The sequence below is a fragment of the Enterovibrio calviensis DSM 14347 genome, from assembly GCF_000621165.1.
GTDB lineage: Bacteria > Pseudomonadota > Gammaproteobacteria > Enterobacterales > Vibrionaceae > Enterovibrio > Enterovibrio calviensis.
This window is the reverse complement of sequence record NZ_JHZA01000001.1, coordinates 867,436-879,608: the sequence shown is the minus strand read 5'-3', so window position 1 is coordinate 879,608 and position 12,173 is coordinate 867,436. Positions and strand designations below refer to the sequence as shown.

The following is a 12,173-nucleotide window of genomic DNA, read 5'->3' as shown; positions in this document are numbered from 1 at the left end:
GTGCATTTCCTACCAACGACAAACTTGACGCATTGGAGCAATTGTCTCTTTGAGCGTCGACGTATCGAAGGTCAAATTCCCAATCGCCTCTAAATCAGAGCGAACAACAGCACGAGGGCCAGACATCAATGCGCTCATTACTTCTATCGCCGGTAACCCTCTTCCTGCTCTCATGATGCTGCCGGTGTCATCACTCAACCATCGCTGAGTCACACTTGCATTAGCTGATGTTGTTACCGCCGCTTTTCCCGCTGAGGTGATGGTCGGAAGTACCAGTTCAACACGACTAATATTATCGATGCAGCTAAACATCAGAATCGGCATTTCAGATCGTTGCTGCTCTCGGTCAGGCAAGGCTGTCGCTGTCATCCACATCCCAGACTTGGGTTCTTTCACGTCGACATATCTCAAAACAAATCCGCTGGTTTGTTCTCTTTCATTCTCACTTCGTGTCGCACGTTGCCATGCTTCTGGCTTCAGCGCTTCAAAGGTTGTTTTAGTTGCTTTCATTACAGGGGTATTGAACACACCGTCAAAACAAGCGAGTCTTTCTAAACGCCCCGAAATACCCGCACATTCTTTGGCTTGATCCAGCATCTCGCCCATGGCCACTTTGCTGTTATCGTTTTCATTTGCGGAAACCAACATAGGGGAAAGCCAACATGCGAATGCAAAGGAACCCACTACCATCGTTTTGGCCAGACCCATGATTAACTTATCTCCATTTTCAAGCACTTATGTGCCAATGTGCGTTTAGGTAACCCCAAACTCTCTGCTGCTTTCGTACGATCACCATCAAAACTGGTTAGGCGAGAGCGAATGACACTGATTTCAAAGTGTTGAACTGCGGCTTTTAGATCGTTGATATTGGTAAGATCAACGCCAATAAAACTCTCCGTTTCAACATCATCAAGGTGTGACGTCGTCGTGCTGCGTTGTTCAAAAACATGCTCGCCAAAGCTCTCAGCAGAAATCTCTTCTCCATTGGCCGTCATGGCACAGGCATACTCAATAAGGTTGCGAAGCTCACGGACATTGCCGGGAAAGTCATGGCGATTCAGCATGTCGATTGCTGCGTAGCGAATGCCGGTGATATCAACACCAGCGGCTTGGTTGTAGGTATTGATAAAGTGGCGACATAACTCTGGAATATCCACATTGCGAGCAATCAAAGCAGGCACAAAAATCGGAAACTGATTGAGTCGATAGAAAAGATCACGACGAAATTCATTGCTCTCTGTCTTTTCTTGCATCGCTACATGGGTGGCAGCTACAAGACGAAAATCAACACGCGTTTCTTTTGACCCACCAACAGGACGATAGCTACGTGTTTCTAGAACACGCAGTAGTTTGGATTGCAATGAGAGCGGCATATCGCCAATTTCATCGAGGAACAAGGTGCCGCCATCGGCGTCAGCGATCAGGCCAGACTTATTGCGATCAGCGCCTGAGAATGCGCCTTTCTGGTGACCGAAAAGCTCACTTTCCAGAAGATTTTCTGGGATTGCCGCACAGTTTATCGCCACAAACGCTTTGCCTTTGCGGTCAGACAATTCATGAACGGCGCGGGCAACCAGTTCTTTTCCGGTTCCGGTTTCGCCACAAATCAGCACATTTAGCGACGACTGCGCTGCCGTCACCACCTTGTTTCGCATTTCCTGCATCGGTGCACTTTCACCAATAAGGACGCTTTTCAGTTCAAACGCTTTCTCTCTTCGTTTTTCGTCGCGACGAATTTCAGCGATTGAGGAACTCAAGGCGGAGATTTGACGATGTTCATCACCGAGATCGGTGATCATTTGGCATTGGTTAATAAATATTTCACACGTGCTCGCCCACTGGGTATCGCTCAATAGGCTACTTAACACGGTCGCTGGCCCTGTCATCACCAAGAGTGCATTGATACGTTTCACACCAGGAGGCAGAGGCATGATCAACACGCTTTCACCTTTTGAACGCAAAGACATGAGGTCAATAAACGCGGGATTTTCTAACCAATAATTGAGCTTCGCAGGATCAAGTAGCATCGCAGAAGCCGATTGAAACACATGGGCAAACGGATGGGTAAAGTCGTCCACTTCCCACTGATAGCGGCTTTCATTGCCTTGCGCACAGAGTTTTCTTCCCTGCTCGCAAGGAAACATCACCCAAACATGTGAAACGCCCAGCGCCGCTTTCACCTGTTGCGAAAAAGCGGCCGTTAGTTGGCCTTTGTCCCGCGAGTGGGTGATGGACGCTGCAATGGAAAGCCAATCAGCCATCGTTTAAATGACCTCGCTAACGAATTCGCCGTCTTCTGCCGTCAAGCGAACACATTGAACGGGCTCACGCGCCGCCAGCTTATTGAGCAGTGCCAAAGACACAGGAGGAAGCAATTGACCTTCAATAATGGCTTCAAGCATACGTGCACCATTTTCTGCACGGGTTGCTCGGCGCTGGATTTCACCAATCAGTGCGTCATCAATATCCGTTTCGGCTTTGTATCGCTGCTCGAACACCTTGACCAAACGCTGAAGCTTGCCTTTGATAATGGCATGCAAGGTGTCGCCGTTGAGTGGCAAGTACGGCACGATTTCCATGCGAGCGAGGAGTGCCGGCTTAAAGAACGCTGCGAGTTCTGGGTACAACTGCTCTTCAAGGACGTCCGGTTGCTCCGCGAAATCAACGATGGTCTGATAACCCAAGTTCGACGTGAGGAAAAATACGACATTTTGACAATCAATCACGCGCCCTTCACCGTCAGCCAGCTCACCTTTATCAAACGCTTGATAGAACAGGTTAAGCACTTCTGGGTGTGCTTTTTCGACTTCATCGAGCAACACAATCGAGTAAGGCATTTTGCGAATGGCTTCGGTTAGAATGCCACCCTCGCCATAACCGACATACCCTGGTGGAGAGCCAATCAAGCGCGATACTGTGTGCTTTTCTTGGTACTCGGACATGTTGATAGTGGTCAAAAACTGCTTACCGCCATACAGCATCTCAGCCAGTTGCACCACGGTTTCGGTTTTACCGACGCCACTTGGGCCCACCAGCAAAAATGCACCTTTAGGTCGGCCAGGGCGACGCAGATCTGCTCGCGCTGTCAGCAAATGACGGTGAATACATTTGAGTGCGACATCTTGGCCTTTGATTTGAGCGCCAAGCAGATCAGGTAAATGGGTAATGCGGCTAAGCTCGTCCGTATTCATTTGATCGACGGGAACCCCCGTCCAATCACCAATCACTTCTGCGACTTGCTGTGCATCAACATGAGGATGAACCAAACGGTGGTTGTGTGGGATCGCATCAAGCTCGCGGTAAAGGGCTTGCAACGATGTGCGAATATCATCGCGTTGTTCTTCGGTCAGCGCTTCTTCTTCGTCGGTTGGCACAGCCAGAATCTGCTGACGTTTTTCAACAATTTCATGCACCAATTCTTTCTGCTCTTGCCAATCACTGCGCAAGGATTCTTGTTCTTTAAGGTCATTGGCTTCGTCGGCTTCAAGCGATGCGAGCAATTCGTTATCGACTTCATAACCGAGTTGCGCTTGGCGGCTCAACATATCAATTTGACGCTGACGCTGAACGGTTTTGGTTTCAAGTTCCGCCAGACGGCGCGGTGGCGACGTTAGGTTAATTGCAATTCGGGCACAGGCGGTATCAAGCACATCAATGGCTTTGTCCGGCAATTGTCTACCTGATACATAACGCTCAGAAAGTTCAGCGGCGGCGACCAATGCGTCGTCGCTAATCAATACCTTGTGCGCTTTTTCATAAACGCCATGCAGACCACGCATGATGTCCACCGCTTGCGCGCTGCTTGGCTCATCCAATTTCACAAGCTGAAAACGACGGCTCAAAGCAGGATCTTTTTCAAAATACTTTTTGTATTCTTTCCACGTTGTAGCTGCCACTGTTCTCAGTTCGCCACGGGCAAGTGCGGGTTTAAGTAAGTTAGCCGCATCACCACCGCCCTCTTGCGCACCCGCACCAATCAGGGTGTGGGCTTCATCGATAAACAGAATGATCGGTGTTGGGGACGTTTTTACTTCATCAATGATCGCTTTGAGGCGCTTTTCGAACTCGCCTTTCACCGATGCACCTGCTTGTAGTAAGCCCAAGTCGAGAGACATCAAGTCAATACCAAACAGAGATTCAGGCACGTTTCCATCGACAATGCGCTGCGCCAACCCTTCAACCACGGCACTTTTACCCACGCCCGCATCACCCACAACGATCGGGTTGTTCTTGCGGCGACGGCAGAGAATGTCGATCATCAAGTTGATTTCATCGTCACGGCACAGCACGGGATCTAGCTCGCCTTCTCTCGCCATGGCAGAGAAATTGGTACAAAAGCGCGCCAATGCGGTTTCAGCTTCAGCAGCAATCGGGGCGTTACCTGATTTTGATGAGGATTTAACCGCCGTTTCAGAAGAGGATTCGGTAATGCGATCAAAGTGCTTTTTCACGGTTTCGCGATTCACGGATTCCAACTGACGGATCACATTAAACGGCAGGTAACGATCTGGGCGCATCAGCGCAGCGAGAAAAATAATCCCAGAACGAATCTCGGTATGCCCCATTTCTGTCGAACCCAAAAGCCAAGCGTCTTGCAGCAACTCCACCAGCAGTGGCGAAAACGACGGCGTGTTTTCGTGGGCAATTTCTCTGCTAATGGCATCGCCCGTTAATTGGCGAATATGGCTGTGATCAATCTCTGCACTATTGAGCAACATACGCACGTCGCACAGAGGGTTTTCGAGGAGAGCGAACAGTAAATGCTCTGTCGTTACTTCAGGATTCTGGCGTTCAATGCTCAATGCGCCCGCTTGCTCTAAAGCCAGTTTGGTTTGCGGGTTAAGTTTGCCAATTAGCGTGTGAAGTTCGATTCGAATCACGGGTTCACCTGTTATTGAAGAAGTTGACTAAGTTGTGCAAGTACGCCAGAGGTCTTGCTATTAAGCGCCAGTGAATAGCCAATGAATACCACGACCAGCAGAGTCGCAAAGCCAGCGAAGATGCTCCAAACTGGCATTTGTTTACTCAGACGGTATTTCGTTGAAACCACATTGTCGGCGGCACTGGTGAGCGACAAAGGCTCGTTGTCTTCCAACTGGCGTAAAAGCTGATGAAGCTTGGTGATGACTTTCTCGTACTCTTCTCTGCCTTTTTCCATCACCTTGTAGCGGCCTTCGAAACCAAGTGTCAGACACAGAAAAATGAACTCAAGTAGCGGCTTGTATCGTTCTGGTTCACTTTCCAAACGCGACAAGATGGTGAACACTTTCTCACCGCCCCATGTTTCGTTATGAAAGCGCGTCAGCAATGAGTGTTCAGCCCACACACTGTCTGCGCCCCAAGGGGTGCTCATGATGGCTTCATCAACAAACGAACAAAGCACATAGCGGTATGCAAGGATCACCGCGTGGTCGTAGTTCTTTTCCGTCAATTCAACTTCAATGGCTTTCACTTCTTCGACGGCTTGTTTATAGATAACTTCCACGTTGTGACATTCGGATAGTTTTCTCACCCTCAGCGCCATACCCAGTAACGGCGTTGCCGCATCAATCAGTGGGTTGATATTGTCGCCGCGTAGCTTGAACCAGTAATCCTGATCAGCGTCGATGTTCGCAGCTTCATCAAACAAAAGATGGTCATAGTGGCGTTCGCGATCGGGCGTATCGATATACATTTCAGCCATGACTTAACTCCTTATTGCCCAGAACTGCAGGTCGATATCTGGGAAGTTCCCTGCGACGTGGAAGGCGAAACCGCTCGCATTGGTCAACATGCCCCACGCTGCGCTGGTTTTGTCTAATTGGTAATAGGTGTAACCCGCGTGATAAGGCAGCTGACGCGGTGCAACTGGTAATGGCGAGATAGGAATGCCCGGCAATTGAAGGGAAATGAGCTCGCGGATTTTCTCCACTGAGGCGACCTTGGTTTGCTGAACAAACAACTTGCGTAACTCTTCCATTGGCATGCGCGCACGCACGGCCAAGATAAAGTCAGCATCACGAACCATGGATGGATCTTGAAGCGGAGCAACCATGAGGCCGTATTTACGTTGATGCAGTTGAATAGATACCGCTCTAGGCTCAAGTACAATGCTCAACGACTGACGTAGTCGGGTCATTACCGGTCGGAAAGAACCCACTGGCATGTCGTGTTGGTAGCTACCGAACTCTGGTGCCATACGGCTTTCATCAGTGAACGTAGCAAGCTCACCACACATCGACGACAAGGCTTCATAAAGACGCTCAGGGTGCAAACTGCGTAAACGAGAAAGGTGCTGAAGTTGGGGCTGCATACGGTTAAGTGATTGCAACAGCATGAAGTCAGAGACATCCGCGACACCACCTTGGCTAGGCGCACCAATTCGCTGCGAGATGTTCTTGGCTCGCTCGCGCATGAGCCCCGCCATTTCACCAATGAATCGATGCAAAGCTGAAACCGCACTGACATTGATATGACAAGGCAGAAAGTTCTCATCTAACAGCACACTGCCATCAGGACGCTTTTCAAGAATACGAGCAATCGCAATCGATGCGTACGCACTGCGATCCTCTTTCTCCAACATCAAACGGAGGCTCACAGGGCTGACATCAATCGGCGCCATGTCACCTTGGAAGGTGTGAATATCTCGCACTTCTTGGCTCGTAGAGACATAACGCCCAGAGCCTGCGCCCTCTGGCCAACTCACCTCGGTGATTGAATCGCTTCGCAGTGGGATTGCTAGGTAAACAATCTGATTTGCCAGCGAACTGTCCGCCACTTCTAGCGCTTCAGGTTGAATATCTTCCTGAGGAATTCGAAACACGGTGCCGTCTGGCATAATACCTGTTGCGCTGTCCAACGCGATGCGGCCAAAACTCAGGTATTCCGCATTCAGCGTCATTTCAGAAATGCCATAAAGATACCGACTCACCGCCGAAATCCTTTCGTCTAACACATATTCAATATTGCGTTGTTGCTGTTGAAAATGCTGTGGCTTAACGAACAGCCCTTCGTTCCATACAACACGGTTTCTCGCTGACATCTTTATTCCACTTTATCGAGTTTGACTTCGTTCGTGTCGATGAAGAAAAGCAGGTGATACTTCCTGCCTATCGGGAGGATCTTGACGACTTTCTTCCACTCGCTGACATCAGGGTCGGAATACCGCACCATGGTTGCGATGTAGCGGGTGTCATCTTCAATCTCAAATTCATCGACGAATTTGAACTGGCCCGGAACCATTGAATAATCTCGATGGTCAACGTAGTTGCTTTTAAGTGCGGCTTTGGCATCTTCCTCCAATTGTTCAAAACCTGACGACAAGAACATGGAGTCGTCTTCTAGCTCAAATACCTGCACTTCAACTGGCGTTGCATCGCCACTAATATTGGGGTTTACGTTCCCTGTCGCCACAATGCTAAATGTCACCGTGGTCGGTTGATCTTGTGGGAGATCTGATCCCGCACAACCCGCAAGTTGCAGCAAGACCAGTAAGGCAATCAGACGTAACATCACGTTAGACCTCCAACTGCTTCTCACGAAGCTTGCGGTCGTAAGCTTGGTCGAACACTTCCCAGAACAGTTTCTCAAAGCCTTTCTGTCGGTCTGACGTCAACTCGTTGTAATAGCTTTTGTACATGTTCCACGCCCATGCATCTGCAGACTCTGGGGTAACTTGTCCAGGACGACGATAAGCACTGAATCGACGCATGAGGACGTCTGGTGAGAATGCACGAAGAATTTGACCTAGTGCCTCGATAGTGGCGATTTGAACCGCTTCATTGTGATGACGCACATTGGTCAAGCTTTCGCTGATGGCCGACGGCGCAGACAAATGCACAGCACTGCGGTCACGGTCGAACATAGTTTCAACGGTTTCTTGGTATGGGAGACCAAGGCGAAGCGGGTTGTCTTCAATCGGCTGTAAGTTTTTGTTCATCACGCCATAGCGGCTTTCTTGCACTTGACCGTGCAATTCCAACAAACCACGAACCGCTGCTTGAAGTGACGCTCCTAGCTCTTCTGACAGCGCCTGCATCTCCGCCATATTGTTCGTGTTTCCTGCTTGTGCACCTAAGCCTCTTAACATGGGGCCAACCACCAAGTGGTTTGTGTCATCTGCAGAAACATTTGCGCTGTAATCACTACCTGAATAACCAGAAAACGCTTGCTCACCATGAACCTGTTCCGCGGCGTCCTGCTTTGCGTAGTCTTGCCCGACTTCTCGTTCTAGGCGCTCAAGTGTTTTGTCATCCATTAGGGAATCCTCGTTGTTTAAAGTCTTTTTCAAAGTGATGGCAGAACTCATTTCATATTCGCTGTCGGCGTGAACAGTTTTTTCACTTCCATGCCATTCCTTGTCACGAGCGAGCAAATAATCTTCGCGTTCTTGGTTAGGGGTTGGTGATTCAGTGTGATCATCCAAAGGGTCGAAAGTTGGCGAGTTAGACACTTTTATGGCATCTAACGCAGCGAGCGGATCATCGATGACATCATCTTCTAGCATCTCATCGTCATCGCTATCTAAATCTGAGCCAATGTCTTCTGCTCGATGCTGATGTAAGAACACATTCTCCAAGCCGTGCTGCCCAACGGCCATGCCTTCTTCTGTCAGATGGATACGGATTTCATAAGGCCCAATCAGAACCATGTCGTTGTCATTCAAACGTACAGATCTTCTTGCGCCAACGGGCATGGTGGCCCCATTCATGTAGCTTGCACCACGGGCATCCAACAAACACAATTGACCATCCACCTCAACAATCTCGGCGTGATGCGAAAACACGCGGCCTTCACGGTCACGAAGGTGCCAATCATCTGAAGGACTCGCACCTAGCGTTCCACCACTTTGAGAAAAGGTGTGTGAGGCTGACAATCCCGCCTCAAGATGTTGAGTGTTGGTGACAACAAACGTCGCTTGTAAACGCGCTTCTTGACGCTCACTTTCCGTGTCCGAATAGTGTTGTGACATAGTTCCCTCTATTGCCTAATTTGGATACGCACGATACGAGGCTTATCAGTCACACCCGTGAATGATGACCACCCTAATGATGCAGGCTTGCTTTGGCTAAGTTGCATGGGTGGGGCTTCGTCATGTTTGATGCCAAGCTCTAAGTCGAATGCCATTTGTTCGCGCAGCACAAACTCTACAAGCGTGATAAGCGGCAGGTATTCTTTACCTGATGGCAAGAAATCGCGAAAACGAGCTTGAGTGAGACCGTTTATGCAAATGACAAACTTCCCGCTTCTGTCACCCACTTTGCTCCCAATCACAGAGTTCATGCCGATAGCTGCATTGGCCATGCCCAAGCGCATTTTTTGTTCTTCTGGTATGTCAACGTGGCGCAATTCCCATTGACGAATAGAGACATCTTCCAGATCGAAACAGTGTGCGATGATGCCTGCTACTACCTGTGGTGAACGACTTCTTCCCGCCAATACACCAGCGTAAGAAAGCATCTTGCACCAGTTGATGGGTGTCTCGCCCCGCAGGTTTTCATCAGCCAAACCCACCAACGCAAAAAGCTGCGCGGAAAAGGCATCCGTCGCGCCTTCGCGGAAACGAATGTAGTAACGGTATTTACGCCAAACTTGATAAACCAACGTCAATAGGCGGTGATTGAAGAAATCCAAAAACGGTTTTCTTAGACCCGTTTCCTCACTTTCTGTCAGGATGTCTTCAATGAAAAAACCCGGCAGTGGAGACTGTGCGCCGCTCATTCCAAAGAACGTGGTTTCAAGACGCAAGCGGTCGCCTTCTACCGCATCAAGAGCGGAAACATCACTGGCTGCAAACCCCAAGCCTGGATTAGCACCAAACAGAATCTTGCTTGATGTCGATACCTCATCCTCTGGATCGAGTTCGCCAATGTTATGCAGCAATTCCACTAACTGATAAAAGTTGTAGCCGCGCACATTTTTGGGCAGCAAACTATCGAAATTGTCGCTCCCCATATCGTCAGATACACCGGGAGCAACGGAAGCCTCTAAATCAGTGGCTGTTGTCCGTTTTGTAGACCCCATGTATACCTTTCCTGGTTATCTGCATTTATCACGACAAGTTCGTGAAACGAGTTAATGCTGGCGTAGAGCGAGAAGAAACGGCTGAGCACGGTGCCGAAAATATAAAGCTCACCCTCAGAGCCAAAAGAGGCCTGAGACAAGGTGATTTCTGACCTTAATCCCCTCACCGGTAAGCCACGAATGAGCTTTTCAATTGGAGATGAATTGATCTCAACAATGCCATCTAAGCGGTGACGAGATACGCGCTCGGCTTGCCTATCGACAAGGGCACGAAAGTCATAAGCGCGCAACACCGAAGACAACGCGTCTTTTGAAAGCAATGACAAATAATTGAGCGATAGATTAGAGATCAGCGTCCATAGCAATGTACCGTCCAGCATGGGACGCATAGGTGCCGTGGGCTCGGTTAAATTGCTGAAACTTGCATATGCTGGCGACGAATCTGTGGGCACACAAATATCGCCCTTGCCCAACTCAACCGGTAATTGTCGGTTGGTGCATGTTAACGAGAGAGAAATGGCTTCACTGAATCCAGTGCACTCTGTTTCGTCACTTCGAACAAACGAAATGTGGTGGTCAAAACCGTCGTTATGAATACTGTCTTTGACACGAACTCGGTAATACAGCGCTTTGCGATCTCTCGCGCGTTCAATCTCATGTTGGAAGCTCTCAAACGGCGTATACGTTCGGATTTGACCGCGAATGCGCCCAACGTTGTTTTCTTGCCACCCCTGAACGGTATCCACACTGAATATTTCGTAATGCGCAGCGTAGCGGCTCGATGGCGTGATTTTGTACTCTGCACTTTTACCATTGAGATCAATGGGATCAGCATCATGCTCAAACAGGTTGATAACTGGCGTACAATTTAGCTCAAACGTTTCATCTTTCACCCTGACATCGGGTGGCAAGGTCTTAGAAAAACTAAAACGCAGCGTGAATTTTCCTGTGACATCGGCAGGCACATAGCGCCCGAGATCTGTCACATCAAAAAAGAGGAATGCTTCAGGGAACGACAAATACTCTTGTAAAATCCTGTACCCTTCGTAAACATTTTTGGGGTATGGGAGAATGGCATCATCACCATCAAAACCAACAGCTCTAAAGCAGTTCTTTGGTAATGTGACCACTTTATCACCAACAACCACTTCCACTTTTTCAAGGTAATGACTGAGCCACAAGTACAGCATTTCAGCGCTGTATGTGTCGCCGCTCAAAAAGAATCTCAATGACTTAAGGCCAATTTGACCCACATTTTGATCGCCCAAGATACCGAGATCCACATCTACCAAAGATGCTTCGCGGGTGTGAACCGTGCTGACGGAATTACGACGAAGTGGATAAATGCTCACATCACGGCAAGTTCTAAAATGACACACTGTGCCAAATACCGGGTTGGCATCTAGTTGAGTGCCCTTTTCAATGGTTTGAGCGTAAGTCAGCGCTTTTTCATCGGGTGAAAATTGAACAATGCTAATACTTGGCACAGGGCGAAGGTAATTGGGCCATAGCATGTTGATAATAGAATGGGTTAACTCAGGAAATTCGTCTTCGACTTTCTGACGAAGTCTCCCTGTTAGGAACGCAAAACCTTCAAGCAAACGCTCAACATCTGGGTCGGTGTTACGGCTATTTAGAAAACGGGCAAGCTGCGGATAAACTTCCGTAAACTCAAGACCCTGCTCTCTAAGGAAAGCAAGTTCATCCCTGAAATATCGATTCCTTGACACCTAAACTACCCTGTATTTTCGATTGCTATCTAAAAGAAGGTCGATTTGAACTTTGCTGTGCATAGCACCTAGGTTGATCGACGCTGAAATCTGAAATCGCAAATTGAGCGGCGATCCGTTGTCAGGCAACACGTTGATTTCCATGCTCTTGATGCGAGGCTCATACGTCTCGATACATCGGCGAATCGCACGACGAATTTGCAAAGCGAGATCATGTGAACTCAATGATGCGTCGTTAAAGTCAATCAGCCCTAAATCGGGCGCACTGAGGGATTCCCCAATGCGCGCATTTAGCAGATTCGATACATTGACTTTCAATGACTCGACCACGTCGGCAGGATCTGGACCTTGTGTGACAGAGCGCTGTGGCGCGTCAACTTCTAACCGTTGAAAGAAGCTGACGCCGTACGCGATATCATCTGCGTCAGGGATTGCCATCAA

10 protein-coding genes are annotated in these 12,173 nt (G+C 48.9%); all 10 read right to left on the bottom strand.

The genetic code is table 11. The annotated features are described in order from the left end of the window. Positions 1–9: 9 nt before the first annotated feature. The 10 genes from vasI to tssE are packed head-to-tail and all read right to left on the bottom strand — an operon-like array spanning position 10 to position 12,170. Positions 10–708 (bottom strand): type VI secretion system-associated protein VasI, encoded by a 699-nt coding sequence (vasI, locus tag Q365_RS0103790; protein WP_028022095.1) that lies wholly within the window; start codon positions 706–708, stop codon positions 10–12. A gap of 2 nt (positions 709–710) precedes the next feature. Continuing rightward, positions 711–2,261, bottom strand: a complete 1,551-nt coding sequence (locus tag Q365_RS0103785) for a sigma-54 interaction domain-containing protein (protein WP_028022094.1) — start codon at positions 2,259–2,261, stop codon at positions 711–713. A 3-nt stretch (positions 2,262–2,264) separates the two neighbouring features. Then, the gene (tssH, locus tag Q365_RS0103780; RefSeq protein WP_028022093.1) at positions 2,265–4,880 is read right to left on the bottom strand and encodes a type VI secretion system ATPase TssH; all 2,616 of its coding nucleotides are present in this window, start codon (positions 4,878–4,880) and stop codon (positions 2,265–2,267) included. Between the two features lie 11 nt (positions 4,881–4,891). Next, complete coding sequence (gene icmH, locus Q365_RS0103775; RefSeq protein WP_028022092.1) at positions 4,892–5,683, bottom strand: type IVB secretion system protein IcmH/DotU; 792 nt, start codon at positions 5,681–5,683, stop codon at positions 4,892–4,894. Positions 5,684–5,686: 3 nt separating this feature from the next. Continuing rightward, positions 5,687–7,021, bottom strand: coding sequence for a type VI secretion system baseplate subunit TssK (gene tssK / locus Q365_RS0103770; RefSeq protein WP_028022091.1), 1,335 nt, complete (start codon positions 7,019–7,021; stop codon positions 5,687–5,689). Between the two features lie 2 nt (positions 7,022–7,023). Next, positions 7,024–7,491, bottom strand: coding sequence for a type VI secretion system lipoprotein TssJ (gene tssJ, locus Q365_RS0103765; protein WP_035024462.1), 468 nt, complete (start codon positions 7,489–7,491; stop codon positions 7,024–7,026). A gap of 4 nt (positions 7,492–7,495) precedes the next feature. After that, the gene (gene tagH / locus Q365_RS0103760; RefSeq protein WP_028022089.1) at positions 7,496–8,950 is read right to left on the bottom strand and encodes a type VI secretion system-associated FHA domain protein TagH; all 1,455 of its coding nucleotides are present in this window, start codon (positions 8,948–8,950) and stop codon (positions 7,496–7,498) included. An 8-nt stretch (positions 8,951–8,958) separates the two neighbouring features. Continuing rightward, positions 8,959–10,002 (bottom strand): type VI secretion system baseplate subunit TssG, encoded by a 1,044-nt coding sequence (gene tssG, locus Q365_RS0103755; protein ID WP_028022088.1) that lies wholly within the window; start codon positions 10,000–10,002, stop codon positions 8,959–8,961. Then, a complete protein-coding gene (tssF, locus tag Q365_RS0103750) occupies positions 9,966–11,732 on the bottom strand; it encodes a type VI secretion system baseplate subunit TssF (RefSeq protein ID WP_028022087.1) in 1,767 nt (588 codons plus the stop codon). The genes tssG and tssF overlap by 37 nt, the downstream gene beginning before the upstream one ends. Then, entirely contained in the window at positions 11,733–12,170 is a 438-nt protein-coding gene (gene tssE / locus Q365_RS0103745; protein WP_028022086.1) for a type VI secretion system baseplate subunit TssE, read from the bottom strand. It abuts the gene before it with no gap. Positions 12,171–12,173 lie beyond the last annotated feature (3 nt).

Excerpts from the sequence above, each read along its gene's own strand:
- vasI (WP_028022095.1), bottom strand. The coding sequence starts at position 708 with ATGGGTCTGGCCAAAACGATGGTAGTGGGTTCCTTTGCATTCGCATGT.
- tssJ (WP_035024462.1), bottom strand. The coding sequence starts at position 7,491 with ATGTTACGTCTGATTGCCTTACTGGTCTTGCTGCAACTTGCGGGTTGT.
- Q365_RS0103785 (WP_028022094.1), bottom strand. The coding sequence starts at position 2,261 with ATGGCTGATTGGCTTTCCATTGCAGCGTCCATCACCCACTCGCGGGAC.
- tagH (WP_028022089.1), bottom strand. The coding sequence starts at position 8,950 with ATGTCACAACACTATTCGGACACGGAAAGTGAGCGTCAAGAAGCGCGT.
- icmH (WP_028022092.1), bottom strand. The coding sequence starts at position 5,683 with ATGGCTGAAATGTATATCGATACGCCCGATCGCGAACGCCACTATGAC.
- tssK (WP_028022091.1), bottom strand. The coding sequence starts at position 7,021 with ATGTCAGCGAGAAACCGTGTTGTATGGAACGAAGGGCTGTTCGTTAAG.
- tssE (WP_028022086.1), bottom strand. The coding sequence starts at position 12,170 with ATGGCAATCCCTGACGCAGATGATATCGCGTACGGCGTCAGCTTCTTT.
- tssG (WP_028022088.1), bottom strand. The coding sequence starts at position 10,002 with ATGGGGTCTACAAAACGGACAACAGCCACTGATTTAGAGGCTTCCGTT.